Annotated in this window: 21 protein-coding genes and 1 pseudogene; 11 read left to right on the forward strand and 11 right to left on the reverse strand. The window is 63.6% G+C overall.

Annotation, left to right across the window (positions count from 1 at the left end; translation table 11 throughout):
* Positions 1 to 73: 73 nt before the first annotated feature.
* Both ADJ70_RS00385 and ADJ70_RS00390 read right to left on the reverse strand, forming a co-directional pair.
* Positions 74 to 1,030 (reverse strand): Abi family protein, encoded by a 957-nt coding sequence (locus ADJ70_RS00385; protein WP_216597282.1) that lies wholly within the window; start codon positions 1,028 to 1,030, stop codon positions 74 to 76.
* A gap of 141 nt (positions 1,031 to 1,171) precedes the next feature.
* Complete coding sequence (locus ADJ70_RS00390) at positions 1,172 to 1,831, reverse strand: site-specific integrase (RefSeq protein WP_157051316.1); 660 nt, start codon at positions 1,829 to 1,831, stop codon at positions 1,172 to 1,174.
* A 195-nt stretch (positions 1,832 to 2,026) separates the two neighbouring features.
* On the opposite strand from ADJ70_RS00390, the gene ADJ70_RS00395 reads away from it, so the two are divergent.
* On the forward strand, positions 2,027 to 3,448 hold the full coding sequence (locus ADJ70_RS00395) for a phage tail domain-containing protein (RefSeq protein ID WP_157051317.1): 1,422 nt from the start codon (positions 2,027 to 2,029) through the stop codon (positions 3,446 to 3,448).
* An 8-nt stretch (positions 3,449 to 3,456) separates the two neighbouring features.
* Positions 3,457 to 3,855: a hypothetical protein gene (locus ADJ70_RS00400; RefSeq protein ID WP_157051318.1), complete on the forward strand. Its 399-nt coding sequence runs from the start codon at positions 3,457 to 3,459 to the stop codon at positions 3,853 to 3,855.
* On the opposite strand, the gene ADJ70_RS00405 is transcribed toward ADJ70_RS00400, so the two are convergent.
* Positions 3,839 to 4,243, reverse strand: a complete 405-nt coding sequence (locus tag ADJ70_RS00405; RefSeq protein ID WP_216597283.1) for a type II toxin-antitoxin system death-on-curing family toxin — start codon at positions 4,241 to 4,243, stop codon at positions 3,839 to 3,841. The two genes, ADJ70_RS00400 and ADJ70_RS00405, sit on opposite strands and share 17 nt — an antisense overlap.
* Positions 4,240 to 4,458, reverse strand: a complete 219-nt coding sequence (locus ADJ70_RS00410; protein ID WP_050342518.1) for a type II toxin-antitoxin system Phd/YefM family antitoxin — start codon at positions 4,456 to 4,458, stop codon at positions 4,240 to 4,242. Before ADJ70_RS00410 ends, ADJ70_RS00405 begins: the two co-directional genes overlap by 4 nt.
* An 87-nt stretch (positions 4,459 to 4,545) precedes the next feature.
* Between ADJ70_RS00410 and ADJ70_RS00415 the strand changes: the two genes are divergently transcribed.
* Positions 4,546 to 5,439 carry an N-acetylmuramoyl-L-alanine amidase gene (locus ADJ70_RS00415; protein ID WP_083443693.1) on the forward strand — a complete coding sequence of 298 codons (894 nt, stop codon included), beginning with the start codon at positions 4,546 to 4,548 and terminating at the stop codon, positions 5,437 to 5,439.
* A 428-nt stretch (positions 5,440 to 5,867) separates the two neighbouring features.
* Here the strand turns inward: ADJ70_RS00415 and ADJ70_RS00420 are convergent, their stop codons facing one another.
* Positions 5,868 to 6,854, reverse strand: coding sequence for an ORF6N domain-containing protein (locus ADJ70_RS00420; RefSeq protein WP_050342522.1), 987 nt, complete (start codon positions 6,852 to 6,854; stop codon positions 5,868 to 5,870).
* 493 nt (positions 6,855 to 7,347) lie between these two features.
* Here ADJ70_RS00420 and ADJ70_RS00425 point away from each other — a divergent pair, with 493 nt between their 5' ends.
* From ADJ70_RS00425 to ADJ70_RS00455, 7 genes are all read left to right on the forward strand, one after another.
* Entirely contained in the window at positions 7,348 to 9,138 is a 1,791-nt protein-coding gene (locus ADJ70_RS00425) for an ABC transporter ATP-binding protein (protein ID WP_050342524.1), read from the forward strand.
* Positions 9,114 to 10,901, forward strand: coding sequence for an ABC transporter ATP-binding protein (locus ADJ70_RS00430; RefSeq protein WP_083443694.1), 1,788 nt, complete (start codon positions 9,114 to 9,116; stop codon positions 10,899 to 10,901). The genes ADJ70_RS00425 and ADJ70_RS00430 overlap by 25 nt, the downstream gene beginning before the upstream one ends.
* Positions 10,902 to 10,915: 14 nt before the next feature.
* A complete protein-coding gene (locus ADJ70_RS00435; protein ID WP_062393038.1) occupies positions 10,916 to 11,698 on the forward strand; it encodes an energy-coupling factor transporter transmembrane component T in 783 nt (260 codons plus the stop codon).
* Complete coding sequence (locus ADJ70_RS00440; RefSeq protein ID WP_050342528.1) at positions 11,695 to 13,170, forward strand: ABC transporter ATP-binding protein; 1,476 nt, start codon at positions 11,695 to 11,697, stop codon at positions 13,168 to 13,170. Before ADJ70_RS00435 ends, ADJ70_RS00440 begins: the two co-directional genes overlap by 4 nt.
* Before the next feature lie 60 nt (positions 13,171 to 13,230).
* The gene (locus tag ADJ70_RS00445) at positions 13,231 to 13,869 is read left to right on the forward strand and encodes an MptD family putative ECF transporter S component (RefSeq protein ID WP_050342530.1); all 639 of its coding nucleotides are present in this window, start codon (positions 13,231 to 13,233) and stop codon (positions 13,867 to 13,869) included.
* 155 nt (positions 13,870 to 14,024) lie between these two features.
* Positions 14,025 to 14,669, forward strand: a complete 645-nt coding sequence (locus ADJ70_RS00450; protein WP_050342532.1) for a TetR/AcrR family transcriptional regulator — start codon at positions 14,025 to 14,027, stop codon at positions 14,667 to 14,669.
* Between the two features lie 364 nt (positions 14,670 to 15,033).
* Complete coding sequence (locus tag ADJ70_RS00455) at positions 15,034 to 16,650, forward strand: transposase (protein WP_050340583.1); 1,617 nt, start codon at positions 15,034 to 15,036, stop codon at positions 16,648 to 16,650.
* 281 nt (positions 16,651 to 16,931) lie between these two features.
* On the opposite strand, the gene ADJ70_RS14355 is transcribed toward ADJ70_RS00455, so the two are convergent.
* Positions 16,932 to 17,078 (reverse strand): hypothetical protein, encoded by a 147-nt coding sequence (locus ADJ70_RS14355; RefSeq protein WP_172674410.1) that lies wholly within the window; start codon positions 17,076 to 17,078, stop codon positions 16,932 to 16,934.
* Here ADJ70_RS14355 and ADJ70_RS14855 point away from each other — a divergent pair.
* On the forward strand, positions 17,077 to 17,286 hold the full coding sequence (locus ADJ70_RS14855) for a hypothetical protein (RefSeq protein ID WP_050342534.1): 210 nt from the start codon (positions 17,077 to 17,079) through the stop codon (positions 17,284 to 17,286). The genes ADJ70_RS14355 and ADJ70_RS14855 overlap by 2 nt on opposite strands.
* A gap of 476 nt (positions 17,287 to 17,762) precedes the next feature.
* On the opposite strand, the gene ADJ70_RS14360 is transcribed toward ADJ70_RS14855, so the two are convergent.
* The 5 genes and pseudogenes from ADJ70_RS14360 to ADJ70_RS14860 all read right to left on the reverse strand — a co-directional run bounded on the left by ADJ70_RS14360 (position 17,763) and on the right by ADJ70_RS14860 (position 20,096).
* A complete protein-coding gene (locus ADJ70_RS14360; protein WP_172674411.1) occupies positions 17,763 to 18,272 on the reverse strand; it encodes a nucleotidyl transferase AbiEii/AbiGii toxin family protein in 510 nt (169 codons plus the stop codon).
* Positions 18,269 to 18,682 (reverse strand): nucleotidyl transferase AbiEii/AbiGii toxin family protein, encoded by a 414-nt coding sequence (locus tag ADJ70_RS00470; RefSeq protein ID WP_253273283.1) that lies wholly within the window; start codon positions 18,680 to 18,682, stop codon positions 18,269 to 18,271. Before ADJ70_RS00470 ends, ADJ70_RS14360 begins: the two co-directional genes overlap by 4 nt.
* Positions 18,679 to 19,464 (reverse strand): type IV toxin-antitoxin system AbiEi family antitoxin domain-containing protein, encoded by a 786-nt coding sequence (locus ADJ70_RS15175; protein ID WP_050342538.1) that lies wholly within the window; start codon positions 19,462 to 19,464, stop codon positions 18,679 to 18,681. Before ADJ70_RS15175 ends, ADJ70_RS00470 begins: the two co-directional genes overlap by 4 nt.
* A 363-nt stretch (positions 19,465 to 19,827) precedes the next feature.
* Positions 19,828 to 19,911: pseudogene (locus tag ADJ70_RS15590) on the reverse strand (hypothetical protein); the annotation flags it as partial.
* Positions 19,908 to 20,096 carry a hypothetical protein gene (locus tag ADJ70_RS14860; protein WP_172674413.1) on the reverse strand — a complete coding sequence of 63 codons (189 nt, stop codon included), beginning with the start codon at positions 20,094 to 20,096 and terminating at the stop codon, positions 19,908 to 19,910. The gene ADJ70_RS14860 and the pseudogene ADJ70_RS15590, both read right to left, overlap by 4 nt.
* Positions 20,097 to 20,151 lie beyond the last annotated feature (55 nt).

Raw genomic sequence — 20,151 nt, forward strand, 5'->3', positions numbered from 1 at the left:
TCTTTGTCGATAGCTTGCCGAAAAACCGCGAGGGGCCCATATTTATCTGCTATTGGCCTACAGGTTTGCCCGCCTACTCTTTGGCATCCTCGATGTTGTGCGCATACGGCTTCCAGAGCGGGCACTCCTGCCAGCCTTTGGTGAAGCCCATGCGGCGGAGCTCACCGAAACTAAGGCGGCCCAAAAGTTTGAAGAGACGCTCACGCCAGAACGTCTCGGGCGCGATGTGCTCCAGCAGATAGCTCAGGATTGTGAGGATGCCAAACATGTTGTCCGACCTCACGCTGAAGGGCTCGTGCCATTCCGGATGCTTCGACCGCTTGGGAATGATTGGTCTGGTGCCGATGCCCCTGTTCCAGAGACGGCCATGGTGCGCGCATATGTTACGCACCGTGTTTATGGTCACGAGCCAAGATTCCAGCACGCGCGAGCTCACGCCCAAGTCGTTTGCGAGCTTGTTCCTGATTTCAGCTGGTGCGCCGTTGAAGAGCCTGAGCATGGTGCCGAAGTCCATCAGGTTGACGAGTATCCAGTAGGGAGGAAGCTCGTGCTCGTCGCTATAGGCCTCTTTGAAGTGGAGGGCGAAGGGCTCACGTGAGCGTCTGAGCTCATCCTTGCAGCGCGCTATGAACTTGTTATACTTGCCCTGCTTGAGCCTTGGCAGGTTGTTAGCGTCGAGGAATCCGAAGGCGCCGGTCTCTCTAGCAAGTTCGTATGCGAGCTGTGTGCGGAAGTAGACCTCCACGCGCTCTATGGCATCGAGTACGACAAGCCTGAACTGTCGGTCGAAGATGTAGAGGCGCCAGATCTGGTCGAATGACGTTCCCTCGATGAAGCGCTCGTCCTGCATGCCATCCTTGTCGCCTTTTGGCTGGCGCTTGAAGATGTACCAGTATCCGCTCAAGCGGTAGTAACCGATGTCAGCGAGGTGCCTGATAAGATCGTCACGGTCGGCCACGAGACCACGCTCGTTGATGAGAAGGTCTGCCTGCTGCTCGAAGGACAGCCAAGGTTTCGTGTACGTTCCCACGGTGCTCATGCACCTCCAGACAAAGAAGACCCGCCAGTGTGCATGCTCGGAAGCAGAGGCCAGGCGGGTTTACTGACCACAGTGTATCACATCCATCGTGAGACGGCGCGGAAGAGCCAGCGCACGAAGCGCCAGACGAGCCTAAAGACGCCCGTGTCTAGCCTCCTTCTCCTCTGCGGCGGCGAGCATAGCCTTGAGCTGGTCCACCGAGAAGCTGAGCGCGGGCTCGCGTCGCTTTGGCGTGCCGATGACGCTGTCCATGATGGCGTTGCCGTAGCCGCTCATCTCGGCGCCGAAGCTCTCCTCGACCTTGCTCACGGCGGCGCGCTTGGCCTCGGGGTCCACGTCGGCATAGATGTCCAGGGTCATGGACACGCTCGCGTGCCCCAGGTAGCTCGCCACGGTCCTCACGTCGCAGCCGCCCGCGATCATCATGGTGGCGAAGGTGTGTCTGAGGTCGTGGAAGGTGCACTTGAAGCCGTTCATCTTGCAGAAGGCGGCAAAGTCCTTGCCGAGCTGCGTGGGGTTGTAGGGGCGGCTCTTCTCCTCCTGCGTGCCCAGTATGTAGGGGTCGCCGAAGGGGAGCGCGAACTCGTTGGCGATGCGCACGGCGTCCGCCCGCACGAGGCGCAGCATGTCGAAGGTGCGCCTGGTGAGGGGAATCGTCCTCAGCGAGCTCGAGGTCTTGGGCTCCTTCACGTAGAAGCCGCCCGGACCGTTTCCCAGGGCGTGGCTCACGGTTATGGTGCCGTCGTCCGAGCGGTCGGACCACCTGAGCGCGCAGACCTCGCCGCGCCTCATGCCCGTGGTGAGCGCGAGCTCTGTTGGGCCGTGGGCTTGGGTTGTGGGTGGCCTTGGGATCGCAATAGTGTACACAAATGGGAGGATCGGGCCTCTCCGCGCCGGATTGGGTCATTTGTGTACACTGTTGCGACGCGAGTCGCGATACGAATCGCGACGCGAGCTGTGCCAGGTGGCACGAGCGCCTCAGCCGTCATGGCGTGTCGGCGGCGCCTCCTCGCTGGCCCCTCTCGCTTGGTCGGGAAGACAGGCTCTGCGCGAGTGGCGCCGCTGCCAGGTTGGCATCTTGGCCGAGGCGTCAACCCACACGAACCCCCGAAGAGTCTCTTACTATCGACAGTTCCTAAGACGAGCGGCGCCGAATCGTTCGAGGTCGGCGGAACGTGGGAGACCTGGCCGACGATCACGCTTGTAGCTGAGGCCGGGAGTGCGGTCTCCGTGGGCGACGGGAGCTCTTCCGTCGCTGTGGAAGGCACCTTCGCCGCCGGCGATGTGGTGGTCATCGACATGGAGCGGCAGGCAGTGACCGTGAACGGGGCCGATGCCACGGCGCGGGTCTCGCTCGAATCTGACTTCTTCGCGCTGGTACCCGGTGGAAAATGCCTTGGTCTTCTCGGGTTGTTCTTTTCACTCCGTGAGCTGGGTCGAGAGGTGGGCCTGATGGCAGTCCCGACCCTCTACCTCTTCGACCGGTGGGACGAGCGGCTGGGGGTGCTGCCGACCCTGGGCTTCATGACGCATACTGAGGGGCTGGGAGGCGAGGACACGCTGGAGTTCGGCTGCCTGGTGGCGCCTGAGAAGGGCGACCGGCTGGTGTGGCGGGACCCCGACACCGGGGCCTGGCGCGAGCACGAGGTTGTGAGGACCGACGAGGAGACGGCGGGCATTGCGCACGTCTATGCCGAGAGTTCATTGTGCGAGCTGCTGCGCGATTTCGTGGAAGAGGAGCAGCTGGTAGCCAAGACTGTCTCGCAGGCCATGGCGGTGGTCGCTCACACGCGATGGTCACTGGGCACGGTGAGTTGCGATGATTCCACCAAGCGCGGGGCGCTGCTCTGCCACTCGAACGCCTTGGCAGCCTTGCGCAGGGTCGAGTCCGTCTGGGACGGGGAGCTGGAGTGCTCGTATGAGGTCTCGGACGGCCGGATTTCCAAGCGGACTGTCTCCTTGCGTATGTCTGCGACGACCGAGGGCGTGGGGTTCCAGCACCTCTCGGGCATGACGACCGCGAAGCAGTGCTTCGTCTCGCGCACGGACCTGGAGTCCGTCTACGCCACCTTCTTCGACACGTCGGCGCTCACGGCGGGCTACCAGATGTTCTACGGCTGTCAGAAGTTGGTCGGGGGAACCGATAGGACCGTGGTGGGGAACTTGACCGCCTACTCCATCTGCAAGCTCGGGGAGGGCGGCGTGCTGACGGACCCCGGCAACGACACGAGGCAGTGGTTCTGGGGGACGGTCTACGCGGACGGGTACCTGGAGATCTCGGCGAGCTCGGACGTTACGTGGTCGCGCGGGGTCGCGGGGCGCGGGCGGACCGCGCCTAGGCCAAGTACCAGCTGGCCTCAGGGCTGCCGTGGTCGGACGAGAAGGACCGCCTCACCAAGGTCAAGGTGAAGGCCGACATGGCGACGGCGGGGTTCACAGAGCTCAACATGAACTACTGGTTCTATGCGTATGGGGACGTGACAAGCTTCGAGGGGCTGGGGAACCTGAGGCTCGTCTCGCGGATGCGGCATGCGTTCTCGTCGTGCACGGCTGTGACGGAGCTCGACCTAACGGGCTTCGACCCCTCCTCGCTCACGGACCTCTTCTACGCCTTCGCGGGGTGCTCGGCGCTCACGACGATCTACGTGGATGCGGACTGGGCCCTGCCCTCCGGCTGCACTGGGAACCAGTGCTTCTACAGCTGCAAGAGCCTCGTGGGCGGGAACGGCACGGCCCGGGCTAGCGGAAAGACCGGGATGGCCTACTGCGTGGTGGACAAGGACGGGCAGGCGGGGTACCTCACGGCGAAGGCCTAGGAGACAGCCTTCTCGACCTACTCGACGAGCTGCTCGTAGGACATGCTGCCGTCGGCGACCGCTGGCATCGCCCGCAGGAAGTCGTCGTGGCGGGCTTGAAGTGGTGGCCGCAGAGGCGCAGGGATGCTCCCAGAAGGGCGGCCCCCGTGCGCTTGTTGCCGTCGGTGAAGGGGTGGTTGCGGATCACGCCGTAGTACAGGCGACAGACCTTGGCGACGTCGCCCTCGTAGAGGTCCCGGCCACCGAAGGTCTGCCAGGGCTGAGCCAGGGCCGAGTCGAGCAGGCCCTCGTCGCGCACGCCGGGAAGGCCGCCGAAGCGCGCGATGGCCACGTCGTGGATGGCGATGACCTGGTCCTTTGCGACGAGCGGGTCCTGCGGGGCGTTCACTTGGCCAGCTCCCGGAAGACGTCGGCGTACTCGTCCATGAAGTCGACGGCCACGTCCACGGCGTCTGTCTGGGCGGCCCCCGCTGCCGGCTGGATGACAACCCAGGGCCTATTGTTCTTGAGCACGGTGACGGGACGGCCCGTGCGGTTGACCTCGGCCGTGACCTTGGAGAAGTTGTTCTTGGCCTCCGCGAGGCCCATCGTGACGGCAGGCATGGGCGTCCCTTTCCGAGAGTTCTTGTAACTAGCCAGAATTATAGCCATATATGTGGCCTTCTCAAGCGTTTGTGACGGGGTTGGAGGATGAATGCATTGGATGGCGTCGCAGGGAGGGCTTTCTCGTATGGAGTCGGTATTGGTGGCGCTCATTGGAGGCGCGGTGACGCCGGCTGGCGTGGTGGCGTCGAACTTGCCATGGCGGCCAGGTGGAGTGGCAGGCAGTGCGCGGACTACTTCGCTGGGACGACTCGGCAGGCGTCCTCGAACTACTGCATCGGGGTCGACGGCGACGTGGTCATGAGCATGGACGAGGACGACCGGGCCTGGACGTCGAGCAGCGCTTGGAACGACAGGCGGGCCATCACCATCGAGTGCGGGAACATCGATAACTCCACGGGAGAGATGAGCCAGAAGACATGGGACACCTTGGTCGGACTTTGCGCGGACATCTGCACGCGGTACGGGTTTCGGCTCAACTACACGGGCGACCGGAACGGGAGCCTGACCGAGCACCGCATGTTCGCCTCGACCGCCTGCCTGGGGGCGCGGCTGCATGCCCGCATGGGGAAGCTAGCGAGTGAGGTTAACGCGCGGCTGGACGGCGGCTCCACGAAATCGGACAGCAAGTCCGGGAGCTCCGACGTGTACCTCGTGAAGGTGACCTGCGACGCGCTGAACATCCGCAAGGGGCCCGGAACGGGCTATGCCGTCGTCGGCTGTATCCGCAGCCGGGGGACGTACACCATCGTGGGGACCTCCGGCAACTGGGGCCGCCTGAAGTCCGGCGCGGGCTGGATCTGCCTAGACTACACCTCTCGGGCGGGATCCGCGAAGGCCTCTTCCGCCAAGGCCGCGGACATCGATGCCATGGCTCGCGCCGTGATCCGGGGCGACTACGGCAGCGGCGAGGAGCGCAGGTGCCGTCTGGGCGAGAAATACGCAGCGGTGCAGCGGCGCGTGAACGAGCTGCTGAAATGAGAGGCCGTCTGCATGAGGAGCTGGCTTGGGGCTTGGCTGACATTCTGGCCCTTGTGTTCTGCCTGCTTGTCGCTCCGCTGGCGCTGCTGCTTTGGCTCATGTATGGCCGTCATTGACGACAGCGGGGTACGCAGCGCCCCGCTGCCTGCCCTTGCAGGTGCGTGACCGTCGCACGGGTTTTCAATGCCGCGTGTCCTTTGCGCGGTGTTGGAAACCCCTCCGGCTTGCCCGTAGGTCCGGCGGCCCAAACCTCGCACGAGTTTCCAACAGCGCGGCGCGGCTGCGGCTTGAGGCAGGGACCTCTGCCGCGCCGCGCCGTTGGAAACTCTTGGTGGCTGCCTTGGTGGTATGAAGCAGCGTCGTGACCCACTTGGGATGCGGCGCTGCTCTTATCCATGCTGGTTTGTTAATCGCATCTCTCGGCCACGCTATCCTTCGGCTGCTTGTCCTTCGGTCCCCTCCTTGACGTCCGCGTTCTCTTCCCCTGGGTCCAGTCTTACCAGGATTGTTTGCACGGTCTCCGAGTCTTCGATCCTCGTGATGCCGAATACCTTCTTGCCCGCGTCCTTGAGGGATGCACCGACAAGGTAGGTCTCCGTGCCGTCTAGGATGATGAGGCGGTCGTGGAAGGACTCCGTGCGCCTGACCGTAAGTTCGGGGTACTGGGCGTTGAAGGTCTCGATGTCTTTGGCAGTGAGCTTGGCTTTGGGGTGGGTCCAGAGCGTTACGGAGACGCCGTCGTTTTTCTTTGCCAGGATGTTGAGGGTGCCTGCGTCGGTGTAGCCGTCTACGAGGAGGACGCCCTTCTTGGCACGCTGGACGAGAGAGACCAAGAGTTCGAAGGCGTCCCAGACCTGGCCCTCGAAGAATACCTTCTGCCTGGGGGCCTCGTGCGATTCCATGTAGTCGAAGACGCGCTCGAAGCGCTCGTCGGTCTTCTGCTGGTACTCGATCTGGCGTCGCTCGACGTTGCGGACCTGCTCGAACATGTGGGCGTTGTCGGCGATGAAGTGGCGCATCTCGACGAAGGCGCGCATGATCTGCACGCTCACGCGCACCGCAGCTTCGCTTCTGAGCACTGCCGAGAGCATCGAGACGCCCTGCTCGGTGTAGGCGTATGGCATGTAGCGTCGCCCGCCGCGTCCGTCTCCGTTGTTTGAGGTGCCAATTTGGCACCTCAAAGATTCGAATTCATCGTGACCCAATTTGAACCTGAAATCTTCGGGGAAACGCGCCGAGTTGCGCGAGGCGGCACGATTGAGCGCCTTGGTCTCCACTCCGTAGAGCTCTGCGAGGTCGCTGTCGAGCATGACCTGCCTGCCGCGCACGGTGTGGATCATGCTGCGGGTCCGGGCGTCGACCACGGGGACGATGGCGTCTCGCCCCTCGCCCGACCCGGTCTTCTCGTCTGCCATGTCCTCCCTTTCCTCCGCTTGAGGTCACATCCTGTGCCTTCAAGGTTCTACCAAGTTCCAAATGGTTCGGACTTGTCGGTTGCCTATGCTCGCATCAACCTGAGCGCCGCCTTGGCGATGAGCCTGATAGCTTTGACCAGCACCCTAAGCACCCGCACGGCCGTCCTCCTTGAGACTGCTCCACCTGAGCGTACACCTTGCTGCAGCGCATGTCGGTGGCGAGTTCGAGCGGGTTTTATCCCTCGGCGGCAACTGAGGCCTCAAACATACGTTTTTGCATGTCCGAATCACGTCGCTTCTCGCCAGCCTTCCGTGCGGGATGCTTACTATCATCTGTGAAGATTCCCAGAGTGGGGCCTTTGGCGGCCATGAAGCCGTCGTTGTTCCCCTCGTCTCTAGCGGCTTGCAATGCCTGAGTCCAATTTTTATCGGAAACAGTGTTCCCTATGGTGTATTATCAACGGAAACGTTGTTACCGATATGAGGAGTGGACATGGACAAGAAGGGCACGGTGCGGCGATTGTTCGTGCTCATGGGCGGCTATCGCTGGCTCGAGATTGTCAGCATGGCAACCGTGGCGGCCTCTGCGGCCATGAACCTGCTCGCTTACGTGCGCGTATACTACGTGGGAGAAGCTGTGCTCACGACAGCCGGTGACCTTTCCTCAATCGACCGGCAAGCGATAGCGGCCCTCGGTTGGGACGCGGTGCTGTTTATCATGGCGGCATTCGGGATATACGGCATCGGCCTGCTCTTCTCGCATCTGACGGCGTTCAACACGGTTGCCCGTCTGCGCGACCGCATCGTGTGCCACTTGGGGCGGGTCCCCTTGGGCTACCACGTGGCAAATCCCTCGGGCAAGCTGCGCAAGATAATCGAGAAGAACACCGATAACATCGAAAACACCATCGCGCACACCATGCCCGACTTCGTTAATGCCATTGCACTGCCGGTCGCGTATATCGCGTGCATGTTCGCCTTCGACTGGCGTCTTTCGCTCGCCTGCCTAGCGCCCCTGGTCGCAGGGTTCTTCGTGCTGGCGTGGATGCTGAACGACTCGAGCAAGTCCTTCTACGCCAAGCAGCAGAAGTCGGCAGAGGACATGGCGAGCGCCACCACCGAGTACGTACGCGGCATCGCCGTGGTGAAGGTGTTCGGCCAAACGGCGGAGTCGTTCAAGCGCTATCACGACTCGGTGGAAGAGCACCGATCATGGATGCTCAAATACGCGCTCTCCATGCGCCTGCCGGACAGCCTCTACACCGTCACCATCAACGCGGGGTTCCTGTTTCTCATCCCAACCGCCATCGTCCTGCACGACAGCGCGAAAGGCGGTGCGGCGGCAACCACAGCAGCGGCGACCTTCATCTTCTTCTGCGTGCTCATCCCCATGACTGTGACCATGCTTACGCGCATCATGAACGCGGCGTCGAACCTCATGGTTTCCAGCGCGTCGCTCGACGCCGTGGACGACATTCTCACCCAGCCCGTGCTGGAACGCCCTCTTGCCCCGAAGGAGCCTGAGTGCTTCGACATAGCCTTGGATCACGTCTCATTCCGCTACAAGCCCGACTCTCCTCTCGCGCTCGACGATGTGACGCTGCGCATTCCCGCCGGCGCCGTGTGCGCCCTCGTGGGGCAATCGGGAGGGGGTAAGACCACCGTGGCCAATCTGATCGCGCGCTTCTGGGATGTTCAGGAAGGAACCGTGCGCATCGGGGGAGACGATGTGCGCGAGATGGACTACGCCTGGCTGGCTGCGCACACGAGCATCGTCTTTCAGGACACGCGGCTGTTCAAGGCCTCCATCGCGGACAACGTGGCGTATGCGAAGCCTACCGCTTCGCGGGAAGAGGTGCTGCGGGCCCTCCATCTGGCGCAATGCGACGATATCCTCCAAAAATTCCCCAACGGGGCCGACGCTGTCGTAGGCGCGCGAGGCGTGTACCTGTCCGGTGGGGAGATGCAGCGCATCGCTCTGGCACGCGCCATGCTCAAAGATGCCCCCATCGTGCTGCTCGACGAGGCGACCGCTTATTCCGACGCCGAAAACGAGCATCTTATCCAGCAGGCGCTGTCCAAGCTGCTGCGCGGAAAGACCGTGCTCATGGTTGCCCACCGCCTCTCTACCGTGGTCGACGCCGACCAGATATGCGTGGTGGAGAACGGACGCATCGTCGAGAGGGGCGTGCACGACGAGCTTATAGCGCAGGCTGGTTTTTATGCTCGCATGTACAAGGAGTACGAGCGGAGCGTGGAATGGAAGATCGGAGGGGCCGCATGATGGGCAATCCGCTGCAGAAAGCTTTGCGCGTAAGCGACGAGGGCAATGCCAACCTGCTGCGGGCGAGCGCGTGGATGTGCGCTTTCAGGCTCGCCGCCTTCCTTCCCGTCATACTACTCGCGATGATAGCGAACGAGATGGTCGTTCGGAGCGCGGGCGCAAACGCCCAGGACGTACCGCTTCTGCCCTATCTGGGGGCAGCGGCGGCGTTGGTCGTCGTCATGTTCTTGGCGTATTGGGTATCGTACAAAAGTAAATACCTGAGTGCGGGAGACGAGGATGCCCGCATGCGCATCGCGCTTGCCGAAAGAATCCGTCGGCTCCCCATGTCCTATCTGGGGAAGCGCGACCTCTCCGACTTCACCTCCGCAGTCATGGACGACGTCGACACCGTGCAGGGCGTGCTCGCGACTTCGTTTGTCGAGCTGGTGAGCGGCCTGCTGTTCGCTCTGGCAAGCATCGTCTGCCTGCTTGTCGTCGACTGGCGCATGACGCTTGCGCTTGCCGCATGTCTCCCGCTTGCCGCCCTGTTCATGGCCCTGTCCCGTTTGATCTCCGAGGGACAGAACAGGCGCAACCGCGCAAGGCGCCTGCAGATGAGCGAGGCGATGCAGGAGTATCTGGAAAACATGCAGGAGCTGCACGCTCTCAACCTGATGAATGGCTACCAAGGCAAGATTCGCCGTGCGTCCAGAAAACTGGTGCCCGGGCTGGTCCTATACGAGCTGCTGGCCGGTCTGGGGATCTCGTTCGGTGAGAATTTCCTGCGCTGCGGCATGGGCGTGGTGATCGTCTACGGTGCAGCGCGGATGGCATCGGGGGATTTGGGCACGTTCGAGTTTCTCCTCTTCCTGTTCGCCTCGGTGCGCCTGTACGAACCGCTCTGCGTCGCCATCGAGCGGCTGGGCGCCATCATTCATGCGCTCGTGGCATCCCAGCGTATCGGCGAGATACTGGACCATCCCGTTCAGGAGGGGGACGGCGACGTCCACCCGAGGGCGTATGATCTCGAATTCGACCACGTGACATTCGCCTATGGCGAGGACGACGTCATCCACGACGCGTCTTTTACCGCCCCGCAGGGACAGACAACCGCACTCGTGGGGCCTTCGGGCTGCGGGAAGTCGACGCTATGCAGACTCGCCGCGCGCTTCTGGGATGTGGATAGGGGCACGGTGCGCATGGGTGGCATCGACATAGGCGGCATCGACCCCGAGACGCTCCTGCGCAGCTACGCGTTCGTGTTTCAAGACGTGGTGCTGTTCGATGACACGATAGCGAACAACATCCGCATCGGACGCGCGGGGGCAACCGACGAGGAGGTGCGTGAGGCCGCGCGGGCCGCATGCTGCGACGAGTTCGTAGAAAAGCTCCCGCACGGCTACGAGACCATCGTGGGCGAAAACGGTCGCACGCTCTCGGGAGGGCAGCGACAGCGCATATCCATCGCCCGCGCCCTGCTGAAGGATGCGCCGATCGTGCTACTCGACGAGGCGACCGCGTCCGTCGACCCTGAGAACGAGACACATATCCAGCAGGCTCTGGGGGCGCTCGTGAAAAACAAGACCGTGCTCGTTGTGGCCCATCGGCTGCGCTCGATCGCCGGCTGCGACCACATCGTCGTGCTTCAGGAGGGTACCGTCGTCGAAGAGGGCGTCCACGAGCAGCTGATGGGCGCGAAGGGGCTGTACAGCCGCCTGTTCGCGCTGCAAACAAAAAGCGCTTCGTGGTCGGCGGGGCGAGACGGGAACGACGTGCGATGAGCGGGCGGGCATGCATGCCAAAGACAGGGCTTCTACCGCATGTCGAGCATTCGCGAACACCAGGCCTTGATACGTGTATCGGAGAGCTTTTCGACAGGGAGCCGCCCCGCCTGGATGCCCGCGTGAAAGTCGCCGCGTTGCTGGCCGTGAACGTGGCTGCGGTACTCAACCGCAGCTTCTCGGTCGAGATCGCTGTCATGGCGTGCATCGTGGCGGCTCTTCTGTACAGCAGGCTCAACCGCACGGCCATACGCTGCGCCGCCACCTACGCGGCGGCGGTGATCATCATGGCGTTTGCGGGCGGCGAGAACGGCATCGCCTCGGTCTTGCTGGTCGTCGCCATGGTCATCCGCAAGACCACGCCCATCTTCGGGTTCGGCTACTGCCTGGTCGCCACCACCAAGATAAGCGAGCTGTTGGTGGTCATGCAGAAGCTCCGTCTTCCCAACAGCATCACCATCCCGTTCTCGGTCGTCTTGAGCTACTTCCCCTCGCTGGCTTCGGAATGGCGCAATGTGACAGGGGCGATGAAGATGCGCGGCTTCGGTGTGTCGCCCAAAAACGTCGCGTTCCATCTTGTGCGCACGATGGAGTATGTCATGGTGCCCATAATCGTGCGCAGCGCGACCGTCGCCGAGGAAATCTCTGCCGCCGCCATAACGCGCGGCATCGAGGCGCAGGATGTGCGCACCACGGTCTACCCCATGGAGATCGATCTTGCGGATGCCATATGCCTTGTGGCATGCACATGCCTGGTGGCGGCAGCGGTGGCAAGCCGCGTGGGAGCAATCGCATGATAGAGATCTCGAATCTCGGTTTCTCCTACGAGGGCGGCAACGGCGCATGCCTGCAGGATGTCAGCCTCTCCGTGAAAAGCGGTGAAGTCGTCGTGGTCACGGGGAAGAGCGGCTCGGGAAAGACCACCCTCATCCGCGCCTTGAACGGGCTCATTCCCCACTACTACGAAGGGTACATGACCGGTTCGGTGAGTGTAGGCGGCCAGGCGCTCTCCAGCCTTCCCATGCCTGCGATCGCGCGCATGGTGGGGAGCGTGTTCCAAAATCCTCGAAGTCAGTTCTTCAATACCGACACGGTAACCGAGATCGCGTTCGGGTTGGAGAACCTCGGCATGCCGACTGAAGAGATACGCCGGCGCGTCGAACGTGCGGTGGTCGACCTGGACATAGAGACCCTGATGGGAAAGAGCGTGTTCGAGCTTTCCGGTGGCGAGAAGCAGATCGTGGCCATCGCCGCCGCCTACGCGCTCGGCCCCGACGTGTTCGTGATGGACGAGCCGAGCGCCAATCTCGACTTCGATGCAACCAGGCGCCTCGGGCGGCTTGTGGAACGGCTGAAAGAGTGTGGCAAGACCGTGGTGGTCTCCGAGCATCGCGTGTACTACCTAAAAGACGCCGTGGACCGCTGCGTGTACCTTCAAGATGGGCGAGTGAGCCATGAGTTCAGCCGAGACGGATACCTGGCGCTTTCGTCTGGCGACCAAGCGGCACTGGGGCTGCGCAGTCTCGACCTGAGCCTCGTGGAGGCGCAGGTGGCGACAGCCCAGCCGGAGCACGACAGCCAAACGGGGGCTCCCCTGCGCGTAGAAGGGCTTCGCGGCGGATACCGAAGGCGAGAGACGTTGCGCGGCGTAGACATCGAGGTGCTGGCAGGCAGAACCGTCTGCCTGCTGGGGAAGAACGGCGCAGGAAAATCCACGTTGGCAAGCATGCTCTGCGGCCTTGTGCGCGAGCGCGCGGGCCTCGTGTCGGTAGGCCGCGAGCTTTCGTTCAGGCGGCGCGCGGGTCGATTCTTCCTCATCATGCAGGACGCAGGGAGCCAGCTTTTCAGCGATACCGTTGCAGGTGAGCTTGCGATGTCCGACGCGAAGGGCAGCCTGACCGTTAAGGCCACCGCCGCTTTGCTTGAAGAGCTGGGGCTGGGTGGCACGCTCTCCAGGCATCCGCTCTCGCTTTCGGGAGGCGAGAAGCAACGCCTCGCCATCGCCACGGCGATCGTGGCGGAGCCCGACGTGGTGATACTCGACGAACCGACAAGCGGGCTCGACTTCGCCAACATGCAGCGGATCGCCCAGGCGATACGGCGCCTGGCGCGCAGAGGAACGCGCGTCTTGATCATAACGCATGACTACGAGTTCATCTGCCGTATGGCCGACGATATCGCGATGCTGGAATCCGGCCGGGTGACCTGCACGTATCCGCTTGACACAGAGCATGCGGCGCTCCTGCGCGCGTGGTTTTCGATCGGGTGAGCAAAGGGTGAGCCGAGAGGGCAAGACCCACAGGCTCCCTTTGACCGAAAGGAAGGAAGAATGAAAGAGAACAAAGATGCGGGAATGCCGGCGCAGGCCGTGAGAACGGGCGGCACAGGCAAGAAGATGTCGACCAAAGACTACGTCACCGTGGGCATCTTCGCCCTCTTGCATACGGCGGTGCTGTTCATCGTGGGCGCGATAGGTGGTCTGTCCGCCGTCGGATTCCCGCTGTTCGGCCTTGTCGGCTTCGTCCCCGGTGGCATCATCTTCGTCTACATCGTGACAAAGGTTCCCAAACGCGGGGCCGTGTTCGGCCTCGGCGCCATCTCGGCGCTAGTTAACTTCCTCATAGGGGCATACGGGCCCGTTCCGTTGTTCGTTCTAATGGCCGGCATTGTGGGCGAGGTGGTCGTGTCGGCAGGCAGGTACAAGAGTTTTCCCCTCATCGTCGCAGGATACGTCCTGTTCGCGTTGCTTATCTGGTTCGGCTTCATGTCGCCGATCGCATTCTCCATGGAAGGCTACATGGATTCAGCGGTCAAGAGCTACGGCGTCGACTACATGGCGACGCTCGCCGGATGCGTGCAGGGGCCGCTTCTGATGGCGTTCGGCGCCGCGACGACGGTGGGCGCCGTGGCAGGAACCCTCTTAGGGCGCAGGCTGTTCGCCAAGCACTTCTCGCGCATCGTTGGCTAGCGCGGCCACCGTCGGTCAAGGCAAGGGGCCTTCGCACGGGGCGCGGGCGCGTGCTGGAGCGGCCGCAGGCAAAGCAACAAAGCAGGGACATCATGCCTACCCTATAATAACGAGGTCGGATCTAATTCGATCCCTAGGTGAAAGAGGGGTGTCGCGTGGCGAAACGTGCCGAAGGCACAACGGAAAAGCTTCTTGCAAGCGCGCGGAGGGAGTTTTCCCGGCATGGGTTCGCGAATGCGTCGCTGCGCACCATCGCCCTCGATTCGGGAGTGACCACGCATACCGTGTACACGCGTTTCGACAACAAAGAAGGACTGTTCGCCGCGTTGGTTGGGCCGGCGGCAGGCAAGTTCATGGAAACCCTCATGGCGGGCTACGATAGGTATTTCGACATGGGGAACGAGTCAATCCGAGAACGCGAGCTGTTCTCGCACTCCGTATATGAGGAACTAGTCGACTTGATGTTCGACAACCGCGACGCGTTCATGCTGCTACTGGATGCCTCGGCGGGCACCGCGTTCGAGCACTACGTGGAAAAGGTCGCCGAACAGCCTTGCCGGCGCATCTACGCCCAGTCCGACGTTTTGGGGATGCCGCTTGACGACGACCAGCGGCTGCTTGTCCACGTGCTCACGCGCGGCTTCTTCGACGGCATGTTCGAGACACTGCGACACGGCCTGGACCGCCGGTCCGCCCAGGCGTTCGTCTCCGAGCTCATCTCATTCTATGAAGGCGGCCTGGCGAAGGCGAGCTTGGGACAGGCAGCAGGTTTCGGCGGGCTCGTGAAGGAGCTGGGATGACGGCGGACAAAGACGTCGCGTGTCTCGCCGACGATCACCAGGCATCGGCATCCGGATGGGAAACGACTTTTCCTCGGCATGAAAGATGAGCGCCCTTCGGCGCATGTCCTCGGGCCCGTGGTTCGCGGTAAGTTTCTGCCGTCGTTGCAAGAGGCGTTCGCGCCGCATTCATGGAAGGGGTCGCCATGGCGGAATATACCATCAGCTCTGATTATCCCTAGTTCTTTCTGATTGTAGAACTACCGCCTGATCAAACCAAAGAAAATCGAGAAAATCGCAGGTCGAGGCCCCAAGGGGCCTCTCTTGTGCTATATTATATGTAGTGCTACTTACTACTTCCTGTGTGGCACGGGAGGCGACCGGGATGCCGTTCATAAAGGTGCAGAAGCTGGTCAGGGACGAGTCCGGCGCAATCAGGAGCGGGTCCGCCGCCGTGGTCGACACGTCGTACGTGCGCGGCGCCAAGTACCACTCGGCGCAGGCGGTGCGCGAGAGGCTGGGCAAGGTCGTCTGGCTCGCGGACGACAGGCGCTCGGGCGTGTTCGCGTCACCGACGCGCGGCCTGGTGGAGTACGACGCGGACGCCGACGGATTCGCGCCGGTGGCCAAGGGCGACGAGCGGCTGGCGAACACGGGCGCGTTCCCCGAGCCGCCGCGGCACCTGGAGCTCGGCCCCGAGCACCTGCTGCTGTCGTTCCTGGGCGCCGATGGGGTCGCGGGGTGCCTCAGGGAGGCGCTCCCCGACGACCGGTCCTACCAGCGCGCCCTCGCCCACGTCACGCACGGCGTGGTGCGGGACGGGAGCCGCGAGACCTGCGACAACATGGTGGCCAGGTCCTTCGCGGCTCTGGCGCTGCCGGGCGTGCCGCCCGCGTCGCTGAGATCGGACACGGCGTTCTTCTCGGCGATGGGCGCCGACGGGGCGAAGGTCGCGTTCTTCAGGGCGTTCGCCAGGCTCATGAGGAGGACGAAGCCCGGCTTCGGCCGCGCATGCTACGTGGACTCCACCCCGCTCCCGAACGACGCGGTCGACAACCCGCTCAACGCCCTCTGCAGCCACGGGCTGAGGGGCGCGGCGGTCCAGATGCGCCTCGCGCTCGTGCTCGACGAGACGACGGGGCTGCCCGTCTGGTACGAGGTCGTGCCCGGCAACGTACTTGACCTCTCGACCATAAAGACCGTGATGGGCGACGTCCTCGCCACGCTCGGCATCGAGGTCGTAACCGCGGTCCTCGACGCGGGCTACGCGTCGCGCGAGCTGCTCGAGGCCTTCTCCGAGGGCGAGAGGGACGTGCTGGTCAGGATGCCGGCGAGGAGGGGGTACCCGTACCGCGAGCTCTGGCGGGGCGTCCGCTCTCTGATCGGCAAGGGCAAGTACGCGATCACGCGCTCCGGCCACCTCTACTTCGCCAGGAGGCGCGACGTCGAGGTGCAGGGCGTGAGGCTGCACTGCTACGTCTACGTGGACCAGACCAACGCCACGCCGCGCTTCGCCAGGTGGCTGGACAAGAACCAGGAGAGGTTCGACGGGATGTCGCTCGCCGAGAAGGACTGGGAGACCGTGCGGCAGGGCTACTTCGTGCTGATGTCCACCAAGGTCGCGACGCCCCGCGAGATCCTGGACGAGTACTTCTGCCGCACCGAGATCGAGGGCGTCTTCAAGACCAGCAAGGACTACCTGGGCCTGCTGCCGCTGCGCAAGTGGAGCGACCTCACCGTGCGCGGCAAGATCCTCGCCGACATCATCGGCACCATCGTGGTGCTCAGGATGCGCAAGGCGCTCGCCGGGGCCGACGTCTCCCTCACCGAGGTATGGGGCAAGGCCAGGTCGCTGTCCTGCTACACCAACGCCGACGGCAGGGTCGTGGTCGAGACGCCGTCGAGGCAGGTCCGCGAGTACTACAAGGCGCTCGGGGTGAAGGTGCCCTCGTCAATCGACGTCAGGGAATTCGACCGTGACGTCCTCGGCCTGGAGCTGTAGTTCTACAATTAGCGTCATCTAGGGATTATGGTTCGCGCTGTTAAGGATGGGCGTGCACGCGCGGTCCGTCACGGCGAGGGGGTTCGGCTTCGCGTGGGCAGCGGACTGACTTTCGAGCGCTGCGTAATACGCGGTGGCTGTGCCCGTGATGATGCCCGGGTGCGCTCCTAGTCGTTGCGTCACTGCCCTCCTGTGATGTGTGGGCTGCGGCGCCCGCTATGTCATTGCGTCTGGCGTCTGGTCGGGAGGGGAGCGCATCCGTCGGCGCTCATGTCGCGCATCTAGAAGGACGTGCCCGGTATAGAGAGCTCGGCGAGCCTCACGCTGCCGAGGTAGCGGCAGATGATGCGCGTCTCGGCGCGGTAGCCCCGCACCGTGGAGGGCTCGATGGTGCCGGAGTCCTCCTTGTGGCGCATGAACGAGGCCATGAAGTTCCTGAGGGAGACGTTGGAGGACGACGCCCCCTCCCAAGAGCTCGAGCTCAACGATGAGGGCGTCGCGTGCGCGCTCCGCCTCGTGCGACCTCTCGTCGACGTTCGTTCCCATGACTATCTGCCCCCTCGTGTTGGGGCCCGCCCCTTGGCGCGCCTTGCGGGGCGGATGGCGCCTGCGGGCAAGCGACAGTGCAAGGGATGAAAGCGAAACGCGGATGCGCCTTGAGTTTCCCAAAGGATCGCCTGCGGCCCTTCGGGAAAGCTTTCGCGGCCCTTGCGCGGAAGCGTCCGTGGGCGAGTCTTCGCTCCCAAGGCGGGGTGGGGTAGCGTGCGGAGGCAGCTCGTGGGAATGGGGCGATGTGGTTGCTGCGGGGTTTGGTGTGCCTGTGCGCTGGAGCGTGTGGTGGAGGTGTGGTGTTCTCAGGGTCGCGTTGACTCCGCTGGGTGACGGCGTGGTTGTGCGGGTGACGCACGATGCACAGCTGTCATGCCCGTGAAGTGCGCGGGGTGCTTTGCGCCGTGGTGGCGTTGCTCGTCTGTGGCATGGAGGCCTCAGTGCCTGTTCGTCATCGTGTCTGGCGGTGGCCTAGAGGGCCACTGCTCTGCCGCGTCGATCCTCTCGACGAGGAGGTTGGCCCAGGCGACTGCCTTGGGCCTTGAGGATCGGGGCAGGTTGTTCTATCGGGGCATCTTCCTGAGGTTCTCGAGTTTCCAGAGCGCCTCGGGATTGGCGGCGGCGGCCTTGGCCATCGACTCGTCTTGGAAGACGAGCTCCGGGCGATAGTCTCCGGCTGCCAGCCGTTCCAGGTACTCGCGCTCTCTATCCGTCTTGGGAAGGATCCAGTCAGCGACGAAGCGCTTGGCGTCCTCCATGAGGGCCTCAAGCGTCGGGTGCTCTATCGACGAGCGGAGCATGGGGTAGAGCTGGTCTGCGAGCTCGGAAAGTCTGTCCGCGAAGCGCTGCTCCCTTCCCTCGAAAGGCTTTGGAAAGCACGCGGAGAGCGAGGCGTAGTACAGGGCCAGCCGGTGGACCCTCTCCTGCTCGCCGGGTTCGAGTGTCTCGTAGACGCCCTTCAGGTTGGAGATGTCGTAGAGGTCGCGGACCTTCACACGGTCGAAGAACGCCTTCACCTTGCCGGCCGCGAGCTCGGCGTCCGCGAGCGTGCGCACCATAGCGCCCGGCCTCACGGGCGTCTCTCGCAACACGGCTGCAGGATGGGAGAGCGGTTCATGTAGATGCAGTCGACCTTGACGTGGCCGACGCCCCAGTCGCCACGGTAGCGCAAGAGGAAGGTACGTCCAGCATGCCCGCCGGGGTGTGCCTCTACCGCATAGCCCTGTGCCTGTGCGACGGCCTCTATGCCGTCCTCGACGTGCGGCCTGTCGGCGAGCATGCCCTTGCGTGAGACGCTGCCGATGTAGGAGACGTCGATGTCGACCGAGAGCCTCGGTACGTCGAGCATGAAGAGGTTGATGGCGGTGTCGCCGTGCAGCGCCAGCTTGCCTTTGAGGGCGGGGTGGCGTTCCATCTCGTCCAGGAGGTCGAGCAGGCGCTCGACCTTGTCCACGGTCCTCGGCTCGAACTCGCCAGTGCTCATGATGTCCACGACAGGACCTCCTCCTCGCTTTCGGGCAGGTACAACCTCCAGCGACGGCTCCAGCCCCTGTTCTCCTGTGATTTCGGATCCAACTTGGATGGGCCGCGCCGAAGTCGCCCTTCGAGCGCTGAGAGCGTCTCGTCGGCTATGCCCCAGTCGCCCCGCTTCGCTTCGAGGAGCCAGCCCGCCCGGGCGACGGCGGCGGCAGGTGCGCTGCCAAGGATCTCGGTCAGGGCTTCTAGGTCGAGGTAGGGAAAGGCCGAGCAGGAGCGCAACGCCTCCTCTGCGCCGCCGGCTCTTTTGGGGTACATCAGGCAATCGATGAGCGTCTGCTCGCGCGTGGTCACCCTGACCGCACCGTAGGACCTCGAGCGCATGGTCTGCACACGCGGATCGCCGCCGGCACCGAAGGGGACGTAGCGGACGCCCCCGTACTCAAATGGCGAGCGCACTGTTGCGGACCTGAACGAGCACTCGAAGCCGACATTGTGCGCGACGCCGTGAGCCACGAGCGCCGAGTGATACGAGACGATCGCCTCGGGGTCGACGGTCTTGGCCACGAGGAACGGGTCGGGCGCCTCGCCGAGGAACTTGCCGGTCTTGGAGACATAGGCGCCCCGGCGCACCCGCTCGACCTCGCCCGACCTGAGGGCGCGTCGCAGAAGCGTCCGCGCGGTCTCCCTCGTGGCGATGGCGTAAAGGTCGCCCGTCGTGAACGCCTGATGCGATGCTATGTACTCTTTGAACTTCATGCAGACGAAGTATAGTGGAAACAGGTACAAATTGTAACCATTTCCATATGATATTAACTGCAAATCTGAGAATCCCATCCAATCCCATCCACCGAGACATGGCGCGGAAGAGCCGGTGCGCGAAGCTCCTGGCGAGCCTAAGGATGTCCACGGGAAGCCTCCTTCCCCTCTGCGGAGGCGAGCATGGCCCTGAGCTGCTCCGCCGAGAAGGTGGGGCCGCCGGCACCAGCGCTCGATGTGGCAGCGGGGGCTGGGGAAGTCGCAGAGCGAGCCGAGGTCCACGTCGAAAGAGTCGGCCACCCTGTCCACGGCTGCCCGCTTGGCCTTTGGGTCGACGTCGGCGTGGATGTCCGGGGTCATCGACGCGCTCGCGTGCCCTAGGCAGCTCGCCGCGGTCCTCACGTCGCGCCCGCCCGCTATCATCATGGTGGCGAGGGTGTGCCTGAGGTCGTGGAACGCGCAGCTAAGGCCGTTCACCCTGCGGAGGGCCGAGAGGTCCTTGCCGAGCCGAGCTGGGTTGCAGGGCAGGCCCCCCGCGTTCCCGGTGTGCAGGGGTCGCCGCGCGCCACTCCCGTCTCGTACGCCACGCGCTCGGTGTCGCGGCGCTTGGCGGAGAGCGTTGTCTCCAGGTGCTTGGTGAGCGCGTATCCGTCGCCGCCCATGTCGCGCATCCAGGAGGACACGCCCTCTGCAGAGAGGCCCGCTAGGCGAACGTTT

Origin of the sequence: Olsenella sp. oral taxon 807 (assembly GCF_001189515.2) — a bacterium.
Taxonomy (GTDB): domain Bacteria; phylum Actinomycetota; class Coriobacteriia; order Coriobacteriales; family Atopobiaceae; genus Olsenella_F.

Coding starts and splice junctions, on each gene's coding strand:
- ADJ70_RS00400 (WP_157051318.1), top strand. CDS start 3,457: ATGGCGACGGCGGGGTTCACAGAGCTCAACATGAACTACTGGTTCTAT.
- ADJ70_RS00395 (WP_157051317.1), top strand. CDS start 2,027: ATGGCGTGTCGGCGGCGCCTCCTCGCTGGCCCCTCTCGCTTGGTCGGG.
- ADJ70_RS00410 (WP_050342518.1), bottom strand. CDS start 4,458: ATGCCTGCCGTCACGATGGGCCTCGCGGAGGCCAAGAACAACTTCTCC.
- ADJ70_RS00455 (WP_050340583.1), top strand. CDS start 15,034: ATGCCGTTCATAAAGGTGCAGAAGCTGGTCAGGGACGAGTCCGGCGCA.
- ADJ70_RS14355 (WP_172674410.1), bottom strand. CDS start 17,078: ATGGCCTCGTTCATGCGCCACAAGGAGGACTCCGGCACCATCGAGCCC.
- ADJ70_RS00420 (WP_050342522.1), bottom strand. CDS start 6,854: ATGGCAGACGAGAAGACCGGGTCGGGCGAGGGGCGAGACGCCATCGTC.
- ADJ70_RS00445 (WP_050342530.1), top strand. CDS start 13,231: ATGAAAGAGAACAAAGATGCGGGAATGCCGGCGCAGGCCGTGAGAACG.
- ADJ70_RS00430 (WP_083443694.1), top strand. CDS start 9,114: ATGGAAGATCGGAGGGGCCGCATGATGGGCAATCCGCTGCAGAAAGCT.
- ADJ70_RS00415 (WP_083443693.1), top strand. CDS start 4,546: ATGAATGCATTGGATGGCGTCGCAGGGAGGGCTTTCTCGTATGGAGTC.
- ADJ70_RS14860 (WP_172674413.1), bottom strand. CDS start 20,096: ATGGGCGGCGACGGATACGCGCTCACCAAGCACCTGGAGACAACGCTC.
- ADJ70_RS00440 (WP_050342528.1), top strand. CDS start 11,695: ATGATAGAGATCTCGAATCTCGGTTTCTCCTACGAGGGCGGCAACGGC.
- ADJ70_RS00425 (WP_050342524.1), top strand. CDS start 7,348: ATGGACAAGAAGGGCACGGTGCGGCGATTGTTCGTGCTCATGGGCGGC.
- ADJ70_RS00470 (WP_253273283.1), bottom strand. CDS start 18,682: ATGAGCACTGGCGAGTTCGAGCCGAGGACCGTGGACAAGGTCGAGCGC.
- ADJ70_RS14855 (WP_050342534.1), top strand. CDS start 17,077: ATGAAGTTCCTGAGGGAGACGTTGGAGGACGACGCCCCCTCCCAAGAG.
- ADJ70_RS00390 (WP_157051316.1), bottom strand. CDS start 1,831: ATGAGGCGCGGCGAGGTCTGCGCGCTCAGGTGGTCCGACCGCTCGGAC.
- ADJ70_RS00435 (WP_062393038.1), top strand. CDS start 10,916: ATGCCAAAGACAGGGCTTCTACCGCATGTCGAGCATTCGCGAACACCA.